The 18,298-nt window shown below is 40.8% G+C and carries 16 protein-coding genes; 3 read left to right on the forward strand and 13 right to left on the reverse strand.

Annotation, left to right across the window (positions count from 1 at the left end; all coding sequences use genetic code 11):
* Positions 1-4: 4 nt before the first annotated feature.
* From ACNAN0_RS10155 to ACNAN0_RS10165, 3 genes are all read right to left on the reverse strand, one after another.
* Positions 5-175, reverse strand: a complete 171-nt coding sequence (locus ACNAN0_RS10155; protein WP_416353197.1) for a hypothetical protein — start codon at positions 173-175, stop codon at positions 5-7.
* Between the two features lie 185 nt (positions 176-360).
* Positions 361-1,218, reverse strand: a complete 858-nt coding sequence (locus ACNAN0_RS10160; RefSeq protein ID WP_416353198.1) for a TPM domain-containing protein — start codon at positions 1,216-1,218, stop codon at positions 361-363.
* Positions 1,219-1,226: 8 nt separating this feature from the next.
* Entirely contained in the window at positions 1,227-1,838 is a 612-nt protein-coding gene (locus ACNAN0_RS10165; protein ID WP_416353199.1) for a LemA family protein, read from the reverse strand.
* Positions 1,839-2,025: 187 nt separating this feature from the next.
* Here ACNAN0_RS10165 and ACNAN0_RS10170 point away from each other — a divergent pair, with 187 nt between their 5' ends.
* Entirely contained in the window at positions 2,026-2,532 is a 507-nt protein-coding gene (locus tag ACNAN0_RS10170; protein ID WP_230913236.1) for a Dps family protein, read from the forward strand.
* A gap of 189 nt (positions 2,533-2,721) precedes the next feature.
* Here ACNAN0_RS10170 and ACNAN0_RS10175 read toward each other — a convergent pair whose 3' ends face one another.
* Genes ACNAN0_RS10175 through ACNAN0_RS10190 form a run of 4 tightly spaced genes read right to left on the reverse strand, consistent with a single transcriptional unit; the run spans position 2,722 to position 7,001 of the window.
* Positions 2,722-4,122, reverse strand: a complete 1,401-nt coding sequence (locus ACNAN0_RS10175; protein WP_416353200.1) for an ABC transporter substrate-binding protein — start codon at positions 4,120-4,122, stop codon at positions 2,722-2,724.
* Positions 4,119-4,934 (reverse strand): carbohydrate ABC transporter permease, encoded by an 816-nt coding sequence (locus ACNAN0_RS10180; RefSeq protein ID WP_416353201.1) that lies wholly within the window; start codon positions 4,932-4,934, stop codon positions 4,119-4,121. Before ACNAN0_RS10180 ends, ACNAN0_RS10175 begins: the two co-directional genes overlap by 4 nt.
* Positions 4,931-5,872, reverse strand: coding sequence for a carbohydrate ABC transporter permease (locus ACNAN0_RS10185; RefSeq protein WP_416353202.1), 942 nt, complete (start codon positions 5,870-5,872; stop codon positions 4,931-4,933). The genes ACNAN0_RS10180 and ACNAN0_RS10185 overlap by 4 nt, the downstream gene beginning before the upstream one ends.
* Positions 5,859-7,001, reverse strand: a complete 1,143-nt coding sequence (locus ACNAN0_RS10190) for an ABC transporter ATP-binding protein (RefSeq protein WP_416353203.1) — start codon at positions 6,999-7,001, stop codon at positions 5,859-5,861. Before ACNAN0_RS10190 ends, ACNAN0_RS10185 begins: the two co-directional genes overlap by 14 nt.
* Before the next feature lie 294 nt (positions 7,002-7,295).
* Between ACNAN0_RS10190 and ACNAN0_RS10195 the strand changes: the two genes are divergently transcribed.
* Positions 7,296-8,099: a glycerophosphodiester phosphodiesterase family protein gene (locus tag ACNAN0_RS10195; RefSeq protein WP_416353204.1), complete on the forward strand. Its 804-nt coding sequence runs from the start codon at positions 7,296-7,298 to the stop codon at positions 8,097-8,099.
* A 1-nt stretch (position 8,100) separates the two neighbouring features.
* Here ACNAN0_RS10195 and ACNAN0_RS10200 read toward each other — a convergent pair whose 3' ends face one another.
* The 5 genes from ACNAN0_RS10200 to trpS form a co-directional block, all read right to left on the reverse strand.
* On the reverse strand, positions 8,101-9,066 hold the full coding sequence (locus ACNAN0_RS10200; protein WP_416353205.1) for a quinone oxidoreductase family protein: 966 nt from the start codon (positions 9,064-9,066) through the stop codon (positions 8,101-8,103).
* A gap of 44 nt (positions 9,067-9,110) precedes the next feature.
* Positions 9,111-10,523: a Na+/H+ antiporter NhaC gene (gene nhaC, locus ACNAN0_RS10205; protein ID WP_416353206.1), complete on the reverse strand. Its 1,413-nt coding sequence runs from the start codon at positions 10,521-10,523 to the stop codon at positions 9,111-9,113.
* Between the two features lie 430 nt (positions 10,524-10,953).
* The gene (locus tag ACNAN0_RS10210; RefSeq protein WP_416353207.1) at positions 10,954-11,949 is read right to left on the reverse strand and encodes a D-2-hydroxyacid dehydrogenase; all 996 of its coding nucleotides are present in this window, start codon (positions 11,947-11,949) and stop codon (positions 10,954-10,956) included.
* A gap of 37 nt (positions 11,950-11,986) precedes the next feature.
* Complete coding sequence (locus tag ACNAN0_RS10215) at positions 11,987-13,177, reverse strand: pyridoxal phosphate-dependent aminotransferase (protein ID WP_416353208.1); 1,191 nt, start codon at positions 13,175-13,177, stop codon at positions 11,987-11,989.
* A gap of 280 nt (positions 13,178-13,457) precedes the next feature.
* Entirely contained in the window at positions 13,458-14,483 is a 1,026-nt protein-coding gene (gene trpS, locus ACNAN0_RS10220) for a tryptophan--tRNA ligase (RefSeq protein ID WP_416353209.1), read from the reverse strand.
* 658 nt (positions 14,484-15,141) lie between these two features.
* Here trpS and helD point away from each other — a divergent pair.
* On the forward strand, positions 15,142-17,442 hold the full coding sequence (gene helD, locus ACNAN0_RS10225; RefSeq protein ID WP_416354191.1) for an RNA polymerase recycling motor HelD: 2,301 nt from the start codon (positions 15,142-15,144) through the stop codon (positions 17,440-17,442).
* Positions 17,443-17,525: 83 nt separating this feature from the next.
* Here the strand turns inward: helD and ACNAN0_RS10230 are convergent, their stop codons facing one another.
* Positions 17,526-18,194 (reverse strand): hypothetical protein, encoded by a 669-nt coding sequence (locus ACNAN0_RS10230; RefSeq protein ID WP_416353210.1) that lies wholly within the window; start codon positions 18,192-18,194, stop codon positions 17,526-17,528.
* Between the last annotated feature and the right edge of the window lie 104 nt (positions 18,195-18,298).

Genomic DNA, 18,298 nt, shown 5'->3' on the forward strand with positions numbered 1-18,298 from the left:
TTCTTCAGGTAGTTCTAAACTGCCGTCTTTCGGCTGCTGTATCTCCTTCCCGAAATAATCTGACGCCAATCACAGTCTTGCCTTTTGCGCGCATGGGTACATATTGGGCATCAATGGCTGCAAACCCAACTGAACTCGTGCCAATGTCCAATCCCAATGTATATGGCCTTTTCATTAAAAATCCTCCTTTGAATATATGATTATCTTTTTATTATGACGCTAGTTTTTGATAAGAGCAATATGATTGACAAGGCTTTCAAGTTAAACTAATGAATTATTTTTGCTTTTAAAAGCAAATAAAAAAACTGCTACTAGCAACGGATAAGCAGCCGCTACTAATAACAATTTCTATAAAATATTTTAAATAGAAGAACCCCCACCGCCAGAGGAACCGCCGCCACCGGAGAAGCCGCCAAAGCCACCGCCGGAACCACCGGAATAACCGCCGCCAGAAGAACCACTGCCGCCGTACCAGCCCCACCATGGTATTGGTGTGCCGCCACCACCGCCACGACTACCGGGGCCGGAGCCACCACCACGGTTATTGCCTCTAAAGAAATAGGCAAAAATCAAGGCGAGAATAAAGAAACCGCCAATTTTCCACCAAGTCAAGCCACCACTAGAACGATCTTTTTGTTTCAATTCATTGACTTCTGCTTGGGAAAGACTATTTTTATCGCCCTTATAACCGTAGCGCTGGTCAATCAATGTGGCCACAGCATTAAATGTCTTTTGCAGCCCTTGATTAACCTTGGCATTATCAGTGGATTTCAGAGCCGCCCGATTTTTATTGAGAATTTGACCAGAAATACTATCTGTGATCGTATCTTCTAAACCATAGCCAACTTCAATACGTACATTACGTTCACCATGATTGAGGGCATACAAAATCAAGATACCGTTATCCTTGCCTTTTTGCCCAATGCCCCATTTTTGAAATAAGTCTGGTGCAAACGAATCAATGTCATCATCACCTGTACTTTTGATCACCGCTAACATCACCTGGGGTTTGGCTTTCGTTTGATCATAATAAAGGTTCTTATCACTGACGAGTTTCTTAGTTTGATCCGTTAAAAGTCCCGTCTCATCATAAAAGTTATTTTGAGGTCGATCAAGTAAGGCCGCCTGAACCGAACCAGGCTGAAAATACAAAGTTGTAAACGTGAGCACAGCTAAAAATAACAATAACCAGCGTGGTTTCGTTGCCAAGTGCTTCATGAAAGCCATCACTTCCCGTTGGTTGTATCATCGAAGTTTACAGTTGGCGCTTTTTGAGCATTGGTATCTGCTTTAAAGTAAGTCTTCTGGCCTAACCCCATCATATTGGCAAGAATATTTTTAGGGAAGCTAACCACATTTTGATTATAAGATTGAACTGCTTCGTTATACCGTTTACGTTCTACCGCAATTCGATTTTCCGTGCCCTCTAATTGGGTCATCAAGGTCTGAACATTATTATTACTCTTCAATTCTGGATAATTTTCTTGGATCACATTGACCAAAGTCCCCACAGACTGATCTAGTTGGGCATTGGCATCTATTTTTTCCTTAGCTGTTTTGGCATTACCATAGCTCTTGCGGGCATCCGCAATATCGCCAAATACTTTTTGTTCTTGTTTCATACTACCCTTAACGGAGTTTACTAAATTGGGCACCAAGTCGTACCGGCGCTGCATCACATTTTCGACCTGAGACCAAGCAGCATCTACTGTTTGACTTTGCTTTGCCAAGCTATTGTATGTGCCAATTCCCATAGCAATCAAAGCCACGACGACAATTCCGATAATAATTAATATGTTACGCGATGTGTGTTTCTTACTTCCATTATTTGCTTCCATTATCATAACTCCTTTATTAATTGCTTTAAATTTCTATCTGCTTAATTCTATTCTATCATGTTGCCCCTAAAGAAAGTCCGCCTTAAGACTGACTTATATCAAAAGACAAAATTGAGCATTTTACTTGTAGAAAAAATTTGAACTCGTTACCATTAGGTTAGTTAAAAATTTAAGGAGGTTCCAAAGTATGGTTGATAAAGTAACAGTTGCAGGTAAGGACAAATATGATTTTCCAAAGACACGGGCTGCTTTAAACCAGTTAGTCGCTGATTTAAGTCAGTTAAGTGTCAATATTCATCAAATTCATTGGTACATGCGTGGAAAAGAGTTCTTCCGCCTACATCCGTTAATGGATGACTATATGGATCAACTTGGCGATCAATTAGATGAAGTCGCCGAAAGATTGATTGAGATTGGTGGTGCCCCATTCTCTACAACGCGTGAATTCATTGAAAATACGGGTCTACCTGAAGAACCTGGCGAATTCGGTAAATATACTTTGGAAGAATATATGAGCCGTTTAGCAAACCAATATGAATATCTACGTGATGTCTACGAAAAAGCCATGGAAGCTAGCGACGAAGAAAAAGACTGGCCGACACAAGATATTCTGAATGGTTTTAAAGAACAAACTGATAAAAATATCTGGATGATCAAAGCATTCTTAGGCAAAGGGCCTTTCGACGAAGCTTAATTAAACAGTACGGTCATAAAAATCTATCATCTAAAAAAGGGTGCGTTAGCAAAACAACCGTTTTGTTAACGCACCCTTTATCTGTTTGTGAACAGTTTTATTTTAAACGTGTTCCAAAAAGCAACACCCTCGCCCTTTTTGATATAGAACTATAATTTTTTTAAATCAGTTGGTCATACAAATGATCTGTTATCGATTAAAATTCAATAAATCATAACTAGTCTGATTTGTTTGCGCAATGGCTTGATTCGTTTGTTTTTGGGCAGTTGCTAAGGCTGTTGCAATATTGCCGCCAGCATAAATCTGCTGTTCTGCAATTTGTAGATATCTAGCGGCATCAGCAACATTAGCATAAAATGGCCCCGCAGAAGCTGCGTTTTGTTGCGCCCCTAATAATTGGTCTACGGGTACCTTTAAGTTAGGATTTTTAGCAATTGCCTTTGCTAAAACAGGCACTTGCAAGGATCGTTTATTGTTCGCAATGTATCCTGTGCCTACTTGCCATTGTGCTTGAGCCACAGGCGATGCAGCATACTTTACAAATTGCCATGCGCCCTCCTGAATTGCCTTATCCTTTTCCTTAGTGATCCACAAACTCGCGCCACCAATCGCGACGCCATTGGCTTTGACACCATCCGGATGTGGCATATAGCAGACACCATAATGAAATTTAGCTGATTTATTAATGGAGCTCATCGCTGCAGAACTTTGCATGAAAATACCTAATTTTTGTGATAAAAAACCAGCCATTTGGTTTGCTGAGGCTGAAGAACCAGTGCCATAGTTCTGAAATGAACCATCTTTGATCATCTGTTGGACCCATTGAAATGTCCTCCGCATTTCAGGTGTATTCATATTAGATTTAGTGGCGACTGCCTCTCGTCCATTACCATGATCCACAACACTAACATTTTGATTCGCCACTAATTCATTAGCTAACCAATCATAAATTTGTAGTGTGATCCCCTTAACTTCTTGATGTGACTTCTGCGTCAGCTGTTGTGCGGCTGTACGAACTTCACTATAAGTCGGTGATTGCGATAATGGTTTGATCCCATATTTCTTGAAAAGATCCTTATTATAATACAAAACCGCTGTTGATGAGTTAAAAGGCATGGATAAAAGTTGCCCTTTGATTGAATACGCACGCATCGCACTAGGATAGATTTGATTTGTATCAAAATGATCACGATCAATGAATTTTTGCATGGGTACATAATTATCGATGCCAATCATAGCAGCACCATTACCTTGATCAATTTGAACCAACGCTGGCGTCACGTTGCTATGTAAAGTGTTGGTGTACTTGGATTGTAACAGGCCATAGCTGCCTTCATAGATGGGCGTTACCCAATATTTATGTTGTTTTTGATTGAATTGAGCCACGATTTTTTGTAACACTTTTTCATTAGGCCCATTCATGGCGTGCCAAAAAGTGATTTCCGTGCGCCCAGCTGGAACTGGGACACTTTTACCGGCTTGCACAACGCTTGGTAATTGCAATAAACCGCATATCATTAATAGACTAGCAACTAAACTCACGAAAAAAATACGTCTCCCTTTGAAAAGGGTCTGGATCATAATAGTCATCCTTTGGCACCTCCGACATTAAGTCCTTTTTTAAAGTAACGTTGTCCAATAATCAAAACGATTAATGTCGGTATTAAAATCAAAATGGCAGTTGCCATGATCACACCCCAATTACTAAAAGTATCTTCTGCTTGTAATTGTTTTAAGCCAACTTGAGTTGGTCGATAGGCATCCGTAAAAGTTGTGATCAGAGGCCATAAGTAGGCATTCCAATGGGTTAAAAACATATAAATCACAAATGTAACAATGGTACTTCGCGAATAAGGCAACACGATACCCATGAGGAAGCGCATATGGTTCATGCCTAATATCTCACTATATTCTTGTAATTCTGAAGGAATCTTTAAGAAGGCCTGCCGCAGCATAAATACCCCAAAAGCGGAGGCAAAAAAAGGAATCGTCAGACCCGCATAGGAGTTAAGCCAGCCAAAACTACGGATCGTTTGAAAATTAGGAATAATCTGGGCCTCAAAAGGCAGCATCATCGTAATCAAGAAAACAAAAAAGAGTTGTTTTTTGAAACGAAAATCAATAAATACAAATACATAAGCTGCTAATGTACAGAAAACCAGCTCACCCAGCGTGATCAGCATACTAGTTACAAAAGAATTGGCAATATAGCGTAAAACTGGCGTCGTTTGAATCGCACCGATATAATTAGCCAAAGATATATGTGTGGACAAGAAATTACCAGCGGCAATGTCCGCTGTAGGCAGTAAGCTGGCCCAAACGCCCAATAAAATTGGGGCAATGGTAATGATAGCTAGAAATGTTAACCAGAAATAACGATTGATTGTTTTGAGCCAAGTCATTTGTAAAAAACACTCCGTTCTGTATATCTAAATTGGATCCAAGTGGCGATAGCAATCACAATGGTCAAAACTATCGCTTCAGAGCTGGCAATACCAAAGTTATGTGAAGCAAAAGCGTCTTGATAAATTTTGTACGCGACAAAATTAGTATTGTTATCAGGACCACCGCCTGTAATCAGGTCAACTGCCGTAAATGTTTTAAATTTTCCAATAATTTCAACCACAAAAAGAAAAAATAGCGTTGGTGAAATCATTGGCACCGTGATTTTCCAAGTTTGCATCCAATTAGACCAACCGGCAATTTCGGCAACTTCATAATAAGATTCTGGCACCGATTGGAGGGCGCCTAATAAGTTCAAAAAAGCAAATCCTAAGCCCATCCAAACACTGCTTAATATCAATATGAACATGGCACCCGTAGGACTGACTAATAAATTTGTTTGTTTGGCACCAATCGTTTTTAAAAAGGTAACCACAAGACCAACTGAAGGATTAAATAAAAATAGAAATAAAATTGAAGCCACCGCAGCCGAAATACCCATGGTTGAAGCAAATGCCGTTCTAAAAAATGCCTGACCTTTTATCCGTTGTGTGACCAATCGAGCCAATAATAACGCCACCATAATTGTTAAAATACTGGTTATAAATACATAGGCAAAAGTATGGCCTAGACTTTTAATGAATACTGGATCTTTAAAAATCTGAATATAATTTGCTAATCCGACAAATCGAGCATTCTCGCCGCGCACATTAGTAGCAAATAAACTGTTGATCACGGTCACAACCATAGGATAAAAAGTAAAAATCAATAAAATAATCAAAGACGGCGCCAAAAACCAGAGGGCTGATTTTGAATTTTGGCGAAGATTTAATTTCGATTTAACTGCTGTCAACTTAATATTTGGTGTATGCAAAGTAGCCGTCTTACGAGATTGCATCGATGACACCTCTTTGTTCGGCGGCGATCTTATCGCTCAAGTCCACAGTATTGCCATGTTCAGCTTCAAAAAGATGCAGTTGATCAACAATACTTGGCAATTTTACAAAAGCTTGCCGGCAGTCACTGTCAACCTGAGTCTTACAATTAACAAACAAGTTGCTGTCACTATTCGTCACGGTCAAAACAGCTTCTTTCCCAAGATTTGCCACCGCTTCAATTTTGACGGGCATGATTTGCTTATGACTCCCTTGATCTACGAAGGATACTTGCAAGTCTTCCGGCCGAATACCTAAGCGATAACGACCAGACGGGATGGCTTCTGTTAAATGATAAGCCATTGATACCCCATTCTTTTGTTTAAATGGCAATTGAATGCTTTGGCCTGTTTCGTCAACTTGAACATCAATTATATTCATTCGTGGTGACCCAATAAATTCACCCACAAATTCATTTTTAGGGCGATTATAAAGTTCTAGTGGAGTGCCGACTTGCTGAATCTGTCGATCATTTAGCACCATTACGCGGTCACCCATGGTCATGGCTTCAACTTGATCATGCGTGACATAAATCAAAGTCATCCCAATTTCTTTATGCAGCCGGACGATTTCTTGCCGCATTTCACTACGCAGCTGAGCATCTAAATTGGATAAAGGTTCATCCATTAAAACTAGTGGTGCTTTAGTGGCAATCGCGCGGGCTAAAGCAACGCGTTGCTGTTGTCCACCAGACAAAGCTTTTGGTTTCCGATGCCGTTGCGGTAATAAATGAACCATATTTAAAGCTTCAAAGATACGAGCTTCTTCTTCTGTTTTAGAAAGGCCCAAATTACGAATACCAAACCGAATATTATCTTGAACCGACAGAAATGGTAGTAAGGCATAATTTTGGAAAACCATCGCTAAGTGGCGGTCTTTAGGGGAATCATTCGTCACATCTTGGTCGTCAAAGTAAATCTGACCATTCGTCGTCGGAATTAAACCCGCAATCATTCTTAATAAAGTACTTTTTCCTGAACCAGAGGGACCAACTAATACGAAAAACTCGCCTTCACGAATTTCCGTATTAATATTGGTCAATACTTCGGTATCTTGATACTGTTTACTCAAATTCTTCAGCTGTATACGCATGAAATAACTCTCCTTTAATCGATTACGATTAATTTTGCGTGAATCAAATATCTATATTCCATGTTATCGGCCCAATGTAAATATTGATTATTATTAACGTTTATCTTATGTAAATATAAATTACTTAAATTTTACAATTTTAATTTTTCTTGTTTAGTCCTTGATAATAAAAGAGCTCATGTATATATAACCGCTTACAATTGTATCCAAAATTTAAATTGATTTGTTTTGATCTGACAAACATTATAAAGTGAATCATAACTTATCAATCAATTATTCATGCTGGAGGTTATCATGACCACTCGAAAAATTATTGCGCATCGTGGGCTGCCCACACTGGCGCCTGAAAATACCCAACGTACTTTTAATAAACTACTAGATTACAATATTGACTGGTTCGAAACAGACCTGAGTATCACCAAGGACGCTCAAGCTGTGATTTTGCATGACGACAACTTAGAACGAACAACGGATACGACGGGATTGATCACGGAAAAAACAACCGCCGAATTAACTGAAGTTTCTAATGGTGCCTGGTTTAGTCCTGAATTTGCCCAAGAACGGATCTTAACTTTGATACAGCTGATTGATTTCTTAAACCAAAACAAACTTAATGTTAATATCGAATTAAAATCTGTAATTGGTACTTTTGCAAATGATCTAGCCAATGAACTTGTCAGCCAGTTAGTCCAAGCGCTGAAACTACTAGATACTCAAATCAATGTCATTGTTTCCTCATTCAATCCGCTCATGATTGCTAAATTCAAAGCATTGGATACGACCACCCCAACCGCTTTGCTATTCAGTCAAAACAGTTTGCAAGCCGATTGGGATTTTTACATGCAGGCATTAGACACAAAAATCATTCACCCTCAAAGTGAAGGGCTGACCAAAGAAAAAGTCCAAACCATCAAAGACCATGGCTATGATCTCAATGTTTGGACTGTTGATCGAATTGATCGTGCCAATCAACTATTTAACTGGGGTGTCGATGGTGTGATCACCAATATCGCACAAAACATGCCCCAAATTCAAGCTAAGACACCACGATCACAAAAGACACAGCCACTAGGACCCTTCTTAAGTAATTGGCACTAAACTAATAGATCTTTATCACGATCTTTTGTCGTTTGGCCTGACCACTTGCCACTAATTGGTGTGCTTGAGCTGCTTGGTCAAGCGGCAATAACTTTACTTGGTCATCCAATAGCTTGCCTTGAGCAAACTGTTCATTTAATAAACTTGCAGCTTGCTGCAATTGCGCGACCGTCGCATGACTGATCACAAAACCCTTGATTTGTTTCATATTCATATAGAATTGACGCACATCAAATTGAAACTGATCATTTGCCGGTGCCGCAATCAAAGCAACTTGCCCATTTAAATTTAGAGCAGCTAAATTATCCTGTAAATCAACTTTACCCGAAGTATCCACAATCGCATCGAATTGTTTCACGGTAGACTCCGTAATGGCTAGATGATAGTCATAAGTACGGTGGCTGCCGATTTTTTTTAAATAATCGAAGTCATTAGTGGCACTTGTCGTCTGCACCAAAGCGCCCATAGCATGCCCTAAAGCTACTAATTTACGGCCCACATGACCAGCGCCACCTTCAACTAATAACTGCTGCCCTTTTTTGATTTGTAAAACATCTTGTAACAAGATTGCGGCCGTAGCACCAGCATGAACAGCAGCAACTAGTTGAATTGGATCTACACCAGTCGGCACTTTGAATAAACGTTTCACGGGTACAGTAATATATTCAGCAGTGGTACCATTACGCCCATCATATCCCATACTATTGGTCCAAACGAGCATGCCTGGCTGAAAATTAGTTACATTACTGCCAACCTCAGTAACCGTTCCAACGGCATCGCGGCCAATAACAAACGGAAAAATAAGTTTGGTTTGAAACGCGCCCGAACGGACGTAAGTATCGACGTTATCCACCGCGGCTGCTTGCACCTGAACTAAAACTTCATTGGCACGTGGTTTAGGAATTGCCTGCTCGCCAACGCGAATCACCTCCGGACCACCAAGTTGTTCAATAAAAGCTGCACGCATTCTTCACATTCCCTTCATGTTGATTCATGAAAAGTATACGCCTTTTAACTATTTGTCGGAATGCTTTTTACTTTAAGTACTGGCTTAGCCTGATTGGTCTTTAAACCAAGCCCTGTCACCCCACTTAATAGGGAAAAGACGGGACAAAGCAAGCTAAAGAATACAAATGGTAAGTAATGGATCGTTGGCACACCTAGTGTATTAGCGATAAAGACACCGCCAACCCCCCAAGGAACTAAGTAATTCAAAACTGTCCCACCATCTTCTAAGACACGCCCCAGCGCACGACTGGCTAAATTACCAGCATTAAATGCCTGTTTAAAAGCTCGGCCGGGCAGAATAATTGAAAGAAATTGTTCTCCCACGAAGAGATTCACACCAATACAAGTAGCCAGCGCCGCTGTGATCAATTTACCTTTTGTATTCAAGTGGGCAGCCAATGGATTCATCACGGCACTGATCAAGCCAAGATGGACTAATAACCCACCTAAAGATAGTGTCAATACAATCAAAGCGACAGTAGGCATCATGCTAACAATGCCACCCCGGGACAATAACGTGTTCACTTGGTGATTATTCGTTTTTGCCACAAAGCCATTGGTAATAATCTGTGCGACCTGCTGCAAAGTTAAATGAGGGATCGTTAAAAATAACATCCCAGCTGAAACAAAAACATTCAGTAACATCGTGGGAATAGCTGCCATTTTAATAAAGGCACAGCCGAATACTAATACAATCGGGATCAAAGCCCATAAGGAGATTTGAAAATTTCCATTTAAAGCTTGTACAGTTGCCGTGATCTTAGACATATCCGCATGATTATGGCCCATACCTAAAAAGGCAAACACAACGGTGGTTATCAAAGCTGCTGGTAATGTGGACCACAAAATTGTTTTCATATGGTCAAATAAATCAGTATCCACAACAGCCGCCGCAAGATTATTAGTTTCAGATAATGGTGAACATTTATCACCAAAAACCCCGCCGGCAACCACGGCCCCAGCAATGATTGCAGGATTAAAATTCATCGTGATCCCGATGCCAAAAAAGGCGATTCCCACTGTAGACACGACCGTAAAACAACTGCCAACTGCTGCACCAACCAAAGCGCACACTAGAAACACCGTAGGCAAAAACCATTGGGCATTTAAGGCATCAAAACCAAAAACCATCAAAGTTGGAATCGTGCCAGCCGCGATCCAAGTACTGATCATGGCTCCAATCAAAATAAAGATCACAATGGGAATGATTCCTTTATCAATGCCGTCCTTGATACTTGCATTGATTTCTGACCAGTCGTATCCTTTGAAACGCGCCCAAAAAATAATGACTGTCATCGCTAGTAAAACCGGGACTTGAGGTGACAAACCAAAACCAATAACGCCGACCCCCATAATTCCTAAAATAAGACCTAACATGATCATTGCTTCCCGAATACTCAATTGAATGCGTTTCATATACTTAAATCCTCCTAATTCAAAACCTAGCTTCATCAATCGTATGCAATCATTGAATCTATTCAGTATCGGCTTAAACCACCGTTTGATGTTTGTATCATTAATAACGACCTCCATTTACAAAAAAAGCCCCCATACACAAAATATTGTGCATAGGGACGATTGGTTTAACCGTGGTACCACCCAAATTGAAAATTAACTTATGACCGCAAAGACTAAGTTCACTTTCCACTCGACTGAGATATTGGCTGCAGAACCATTGCCTCCATTTGACGTATTTCGCATGTTTTGCCCTGATTGGTTCGCACGGACCACCAACTCTCTGACACCCAGACAAACACCTACTGGTTATGTAAATGAGGCTTAATTGATTAAAATGTTATTTAGATTATAAAACAATTAATTTTAAATGGCAATAGTTAATTTTAATTTAATCAGCATGTACAATATGAGGACTAGTTTTACCTTCAATCGTAAGTTTTGCATCTGTGAGTGCGATATCGACCATATTTTGGACGGCATCATCCGTGTAAAACCCAATATGTGGTGTAATTGAGACATTTGGCATAGCTAACAGTTCATTTAACGCGGGGTGATCGATGCCAGTTTGTGTACAGTCTTCACCAAAAATGCCAGTTTCACCTTCAATTGTATCTAATCCCGCACCAGCAATCTGTTTTTGTTTCAAAGCGGTTAATAACGCTTGGGTATCCACCACGGGACCTCGAGAGCAATTGATCAGCAAAGCGTCTGACTTCATTGTTTTTAAGGCCTGTGCATCGATCATATGTGTGGTTTCAGGGCTTAGTGACGTATGACACGTAACCACATCGGCCGTTTTTAATAACGTTTCTCGATTGGTATATGTCAATACATCGCTTAATTCTGGACGCTGAATCGGATCTTGCGCAATCACTGTTGCCCCTAAAGCATTGAAGAGCCGCGCCACCGCACTACCGATTTTACCAGCACCAATAATACCCACGGTCTGATCATGAATCTCATGAGATTTGAGACCACCCCAACTAAAATCATTTTGCAATTCTCGGGCTTTAGTTTCCCCCATATGTCGTAATAAAAACAGCGTATGGGCCAACGTCAATTCGCCCACTGAACGCGGTGAATAGGCTGGCACATTGGTAATCGTAAGGCCATTAGCTCGTGCAGCTGGAAAGTCAATAATATCATAACCAGTGATGCGCAAAGCGATTTGTTTGATGCCAAAAGACTTCAAACGTTGGTAAATTTCTGGATCAGCTACTTTGCCATGCTGTTGAATGACGATACCATCATATCCTTGCGCCTGGTCAACTGTTGCCAAATTAAATGGATCTGGCGTTTTGTCGACGGTCACTTGATTTCTTTTTGCCCAAGTGTCAATTGCAGCCACTTCATCCGGGCGTACATGATACATTAAAATTTTCATATAATAAAACCTCCAATAATTTTGGAAAAATCGATCCTTATTTTGTCGTCACTTGTTGATTAGCGGTCACATAGGCAGCGAGCCGAGTCATGGCTTGTTGCAGTGACTCTAAACTGGCAGCATAGCTAATGCGAACGTAGCCTTCACCACCAGGCCCAAAAGAAGCCCCGGGAATCACGGCAACCTTTGCCTTTTGTGCCAGATCATAGCAGAAATCAAAGCTTTTCTGCTGCAAGCCAGCAGGAATTTTAGCAAAAATATAAAAAGCACCTTCCGGTTTAGCGCAAGTGAAACCAAGTTTATTAAGCGCAGTCACAAGATAGTCACGACGCGCTTGATAAGCTGTCCGCATTTTAGCCCCATCATCTTTGCCGTGCTTAAAGGCCTCATAAGCAGCATCTTGTGCGTTGGTCGTCGCTGAAGTAATGCAGAATTGATGCACTTTACCAATTTGAGCGATAACTGGCGCGGGACCACAAAGCAAACCGATACGCCACCCGGTCATGGCATGAGATTTCGAAACACCATTCAGCAAAAGCACTTGGTCAGGTAAATATGCCGCCAAAGAAACATGGGGTTCATCATAAGTCAGCTCACTATAAATTTCATCACAGATTACAAAAACATCATATTTTTGAATCACCTCTGCTAATGCTTGTAACTCAGCACGATGATAAGTCACACCAGTAGGATTTGTCGGGTAGTTCAACACAATGGCTTTCACATCAGCTTGGTTTGCCGCCAGAATCTGATCTAATTTTTCGGGTGATAAAACAAAGCCATTGTCTGAGGTATCTACAAAAATGGGCTCTGCGCCATTTAATAAAGTCACCGGTATGTAAAGTGGAAAAATTGGAGTGGGAATGATGACTTTATCGCCAGGATTCAAAATTGCCGTCAAACTAGCATAAATTGCCTCGGTTGCACCAGCAGTCACTAAAATTTGCGATTTCGGATCATACTGTACCTGATACTTCTCCTGCAAAAATTCACTTGCGGCTTGGCGCAAAGCCAACTTGCCAGCTGAATTAGTATAGTGACTTTGATTGGTCATGATGCTTTTAATGCCCGCCTGCTTCACATGTTCTGGGGTATTAAAATCAGGTTCACCTAAGGTCAGCTTGATAATATCAGGAATCGTTGAGATCTTCTGATTAAAAGCTAAAATATCAGAAGGCTGTAGCTGGGCTAATTCTTTTTTCATATGCGTACTTAAATCTTTAGACATAAACACCACTCCTCAAAGAGAAAATTAGGTTAAAAAATACCCCACAGTCTGGAAAAACTGTGGGGTCTCTGCCTAATCAAGCTAAACCTAGCTTCGCCACACAGTTCATCCGCACCTGTGTGACCAGAAGTTAATCATGACAACAACTTTTGGTTTCACAAGTGCTTGTGAAAGAACCAAAAGTAAAAATACGCATTCATTTTTATGAATGAATTTGTCATCATAATTAAATTCTCCTTATAAGATATTTATATTTATAATACCATTTTAATCTTACTTGTCAAAGATTTTTGAAATAATTAATACCAATCGCATCACGAACCTCTTGGAGGGTCTGATCAGCCACTTGATTCGCTTTTTCACTGCCGGCTTTCAGAATTTGTAACACGTGATCTGGATCCTTGGCAAATTCTGCCCGCCGCTGCCGAATTGGTTCAAATTCAGCCTGTAAGACTTCATTCAAGTAACGCTTGATTTTAACATCGCCCAAGCCACCACGTTGATATTGAGCCTTTAATTCAGCCACTTTGGCCTTATCCGGATCAAAAGCATCCAAATAGGTAAAGACAGTATTGCCCTCAATTTGACCAGGGTCTTCAACATGAATATGATTAGGATCGGTATACATGGACATGACTTTTTTCTGCATCGTATCAGGATCATCAGCCAGATAAATGGCATTATTTAAAGATTTAGACATCTTGGCATTGCCATCTAACCCAGGCAGCCGGCCTTCCCCTTTAGGTGGGAAAACGCCATAAGGTTCAACTAAAACTTCCTTATTATAAATATGGTTGAATGACCGCACAATTTCACGCGCTTGTTCCATCATCGGTTCCTGGTCATCGCCAACAGGTACGGTATCCGCCTTAAAAGCCGTGATGTCGGCCGTTTGGCTCACCGGATACATTAAAAATCCAGCCGGAACGCTTTGTCCAAAGGATTTCTGCCGAATTTCAGTTTTTACCGTTGGATTCCGCTCTAAGCGCGAAACTGAGACAATATTCATATAATGCATGGTCAATTCATTCAAAGCTGGAATTTGTGATTGCACTAAAATCGTTGATTTCTCAGGATCAATCCCCACTGCTAAATAGTCTAATGCAACTTCGATCAAAGAACGCCGAATTTTTTCGGGATCGCGCGCGTTATCAGTTAATGCCTGCATATCCGCAATCATAATAAAAGTCTGGTAATCTCCGGAATTCTGTAATTTCACCCGATTCCGCAGTGAACCGATATAATGTCCAATATGTAATTTCCCAGTTGGACGATCGGCAGTTAAAATAACGTGTTTGTCAGCCATAATTGTGTTAATATCCTTTCGCGGTAAGTTCGAATTATCTTAATGTTTTAAGTCTAGCGATGGAAACCATAATTGTCAAAATGTATTTTAGCGCCACACTTGTATTTCCAGTCACTTAGCTTTACTATTCTGTATAAATCACGTAAACTAATAAGACTTTATTTTATAAGAGCGTGAATGAAGCTGGTTAGCTTTGGAACATTAACACAAATTGTGCCGATGAAGCGCCAGCTTCAACAAACAATTAGGGTTAAGGTGACAAAGTTAGCTTCATGAACGCGTTTAATACAGAGCGTGAATGAAGCTGGTTAGCTTTGGAACATTAACACAAATTGTGCCGATGAAGCGCCAGCTTCAACAAACAATTAGGGTTAAGGTGACAAAGTTAGCTTCATGAACGCGTTTAATACAGAGCGTGAATGAAGCTGGTTAGCTTTGGAACATTAACACAAATTGTGCCGATGAAGCGCCAGCTTCAACAAACAATTAGGGTTAGGTGACAAAGTTAGCTTCATGAACGCGTTTAGCGCATGAGACAGTTACCCTTTGAAGTGCTATCGGAAAATCACGCAAAATAGCGTCACTCATTCGGACATCATAAGGAGGTCACTGAATGAAAGAACTAGAAACACAACAGCACGATCTTTCAACGACAGACGTGGAAAAAAGTGAGCGTACTCAAGAACAAAATCGGGTAAACCACGTGCGCACTCAGATCAAAAAGCAGTTGGCTGAAACAAAAGCACAACTAGATCTAGCCCATAAAGAAACCCATAAGATCGAACTAAACTATGGTGACAACACTAAGGTCAACGTAACTGAAGTTGATGATCAAATGGAAACCAACGCTGCTGTCCAACAGCAAAAAGACTTGGTTGCTAGTGCCGTTGAAACTGAAAAAATTCTACAAAATCAAGCAACTTTATATGAAGCTTTATCTGACTCGCCTTATTTTGGCCGCATCGATATTGACGAAGAGGGCGAAAAAGACACCTTGTACATCGGCACGGCAACACTGCAAGATGAAGATGACAACTTCTTAATCTATGACTGGCGGGCACCAATCTCTAGTATTTACTACAATGGTACGCTTGGATCCGTGACCTATGACACACCCGTGGGCCGTCAACAAGTTACTCTAGAAAAAAAGCGCCAATTTTTGATCGAACATGGTCAAATTCAAAATATGTTTGATACGAATGAAACTGTGGGCGATGAAATCTTACAATCCGTTTTGGGGCAGCAAAATGATGAACACATGCGCAACATTGTCGCTACGATCCAAAAGGAACAAAACGATATTATCCGTAATACCAATGCCGATTTACTTGTGGTGCAAGGTGTGGCTGGTAGCGGTAAAACCTCAGCGATTTTACAACGAATTGCTTACCTACTTTATCATTCGCGCAGCCAGTTGAATGCCGATCAAATTATTTTGTTTTCACCCAACCGCCTATTTTCCAATTATATTTCTGAAGTTCTGCCCAGTTTAGGCGAAAAAAATATGCGGCAAGTCACGTTAGCTGAATTTTTAGATCAACGCTTTTCCGGCTTAGCCGTGGAAACGTTATTTGATCGTTTTGAAAAGGATCAGCAGTCATTACCAGAGCTTGCGCAAGAGATTCGCCGCTATAAAGAGAGCCCCGACTTTATGGCTGCCATTAAAACTTACGTCAAACAAACAGACGAACGCAGCCTGGCTTTTAGTAGTGTTTACTATAACGGCAAGCCTTTTTTCACAAAAGCTGAGATCCAAGCAATCTATTTGGATCTGCCAAAACTAATGTTACCGCGTGACAAGTTTTTACAGACAAAAAACACCTTGATCAAACGCTTAAAGCGCCGTATTCGTACCGATGCCAGAGCAGATGATGTCCAAGAAGCCGTTAGTCTATTGGATGATTATCAATATCAAGACTTGGTAGCGGGCAGACATTTTCGCTCGGGTGATGAAGAAATCAACTATGTCGCACGGGCACTGGTCCGCAAACGTTATGAAGTCATCTATGATGCCCTCTATAATGACTACTTCATGGATCTTTATGCTGAGTACGGCCACTTTTTAGCTACGGCGCGCCCAGAAACCATTGAGCCATCCGTTTGGCAAACCATGGTCACGCAAGTTCAAAATGATATTGAAGCCCATAAAATCCATTTAGAGGATGCTGCGCCGATTTTGTATTTACGTGATCTGCTAACTGGTAGTGGTCAAAACCATAGTATGCAATACCTATTTGTGGATGAAATGCAAGATTATGCACCCGCACAATTAATTTATTTGAAGCATGCCTTTCCGCGGGCAAAACTTACCCTCCTGGGCGACAGTGCGCAAGATGTATTCACAGCGGACTACAATCCTAGCGATTTTATTCACACAATCGAAACAATTTTCCCCCATGATCGTCTAGCTTTATTCACTTTATTGAAGAGCTACCGATCCACCAAGCCGATTACAGATTTTGCCAAAGCCATGCTGCCTGACGGCGATCAAATTCAAGCTTTCTCTAGAGACGGCCACAAACCTAACTACTATCTCTGTCCAGATCAAGCGACGGCCACCCAAAAAGTGATTCAATTAGCAAGTAAGCTGTTGGTTGATCAGCCAACAGTAGCCATTTTAACTAAGACAGAACAAGCAGCTAATCATTTATTTGCCACCCTAAAAACGGATCATGATGTCACCCTCATGACCGATCGCGATCGTAGTATTCCTCATGGTATCTTGATCATTCCCATTTATTTAGCTAAAGGCTTAGAGTTTGATGCCGTGATTGGTTATGATATTTCTGCCAAAACTTATGGTCATTCAGGCGACCGGGATATTTTATATACGTTGGCTTCTCGGGCCATGCATAATTTAGAGCTCATTGGCATTGACGTTCCAAGTCCAATTATCAAAACACTTGATGCTAACTTATTTCATTGGCATGATATCGACCCGGTGACAGCCAAGGCCTAACATTTCATTGTTACAAAAAAAGCGGCTTCGAGCCAGAACATAGCACAAATTGTTCTGGTTCAAAGCCGCTTTTTATATTCCATCTAAGCATAAAGAATGACAAACACGAGGTGGCTGATGATTTGAATCAACGTCGGCGCTACTAAATTCTTTGTCGCTAAAAATGAGCTGCTATAACACAAACCTAAGATGAATTGTAAAGCAAATAACAGACCTAAATTTTGGCCGCTATAACAAGCCGTCAAAAGAGCAACCAAAAATAATGCGAGCCAATTTGCGCTGGTTCTGCCGGAGTGGAAAAGCTCTGAAAAAGCCACACTATTCAATAAAGGCTGTTGGATCAATGGTATCAACACCACATAAAACAGTCGGAAAGACCAAATCTCTAACCCTGTTAATTGAGACACCTGCTTTTGTAACCCAAAAGCGGGTACGAGTGCCTTGGTTTGCAGCCAAGCGGTTATGATTTGAATCATCACCACTAAAGCTAAAAATAAAAGTGTTATGTAAAATTGTGGATTACTAAGGAAGCGCGTGGTAAAGGTCTTTGGCCGCGTCCGATCAAAGGAACTGCGATAAAATGTCACCGCTAAAACTGCTAAAATCAAACCTGCTACTAAGTACAAAAGCAATAGAAAGTCCGGCGTCGCGTTAGAGTTTAGAATGATCGCACGTTCAAAATAAATCAGTAAACCATAAAGGACGAGCAGTAAAAAAGCAACAATGAAGTGCCGTTTGCCGAGAAGTTTCATAATGGGCTCCTAATTTTTAAAATATACCCCCATTTTACACAAAAAATGTTCAATTGCCTAAAAGAAAAAAGGCTGACGGACAGAAAACCTGCCGCAGCCTCCCA

It is taken from the genome of Agrilactobacillus fermenti (genome assembly GCF_047943045.1).
In the GTDB taxonomy this organism is placed as follows: Bacteria; Bacillota; Bacilli; order Lactobacillales; family Lactobacillaceae; genus Agrilactobacillus; species Agrilactobacillus fermenti.

Bases quoted from the DNA above. Each gene is read 5' to 3' on its own strand.
- ACNAN0_RS10155 (WP_416353197.1), bottom strand. From the start codon at position 175: ATGAAAAGGCCATATACATTGGGATTGGACATTGGCACGAGTTCAGTT.
- ACNAN0_RS10160 (WP_416353198.1), bottom strand. From the start codon at position 1,218: ATGAAGCACTTGGCAACGAAACCACGCTGGTTATTGTTATTTTTAGCT.
- ACNAN0_RS10165 (WP_416353199.1), bottom strand. From the start codon at position 1,838: ATGGAAGCAAATAATGGAAGTAAGAAACACACATCGCGTAACATATTA.
- ACNAN0_RS10170 (WP_230913236.1), top strand. From the start codon at position 2,026: ATGGTTGATAAAGTAACAGTTGCAGGTAAGGACAAATATGATTTTCCA.
- ACNAN0_RS10175 (WP_416353200.1), bottom strand. From the start codon at position 4,122: ATGACTATTATGATCCAGACCCTTTTCAAAGGGAGACGTATTTTTTTC.
- ACNAN0_RS10180 (WP_416353201.1), bottom strand. From the start codon at position 4,934: ATGACTTGGCTCAAAACAATCAATCGTTATTTCTGGTTAACATTTCTA.
- ACNAN0_RS10185 (WP_416353202.1), bottom strand. From the start codon at position 5,872: ATGCAATCTCGTAAGACGGCTACTTTGCATACACCAAATATTAAGTTG.
- ACNAN0_RS10190 (WP_416353203.1), bottom strand. From the start codon at position 7,001: ATGCGTATACAGCTGAAGAATTTGAGTAAACAGTATCAAGATACCGAA.
- ACNAN0_RS10195 (WP_416353204.1), top strand. From the start codon at position 7,296: ATGACCACTCGAAAAATTATTGCGCATCGTGGGCTGCCCACACTGGCG.
- ACNAN0_RS10200 (WP_416353205.1), bottom strand. From the start codon at position 9,066: ATGCGTGCAGCTTTTATTGAACAACTTGGTGGTCCGGAGGTGATTCGC.
- nhaC (WP_416353206.1), bottom strand. From the start codon at position 10,523: ATGAAACGCATTCAATTGAGTATTCGGGAAGCAATGATCATGTTAGGT.
- ACNAN0_RS10210 (WP_416353207.1), bottom strand. From the start codon at position 11,949: ATGAAAATTTTAATGTATCATGTACGCCCGGATGAAGTGGCTGCAATT.
- ACNAN0_RS10215 (WP_416353208.1), bottom strand. From the start codon at position 13,177: ATGTCTAAAGATTTAAGTACGCATATGAAAAAAGAATTAGCCCAGCTA.
- trpS (WP_416353209.1), bottom strand. From the start codon at position 14,483: ATGGCTGACAAACACGTTATTTTAACTGCCGATCGTCCAACTGGGAAA.
- ACNAN0_RS10230 (WP_416353210.1), bottom strand. From the start codon at position 18,194: ATGAAACTTCTCGGCAAACGGCACTTCATTGTTGCTTTTTTACTGCTC.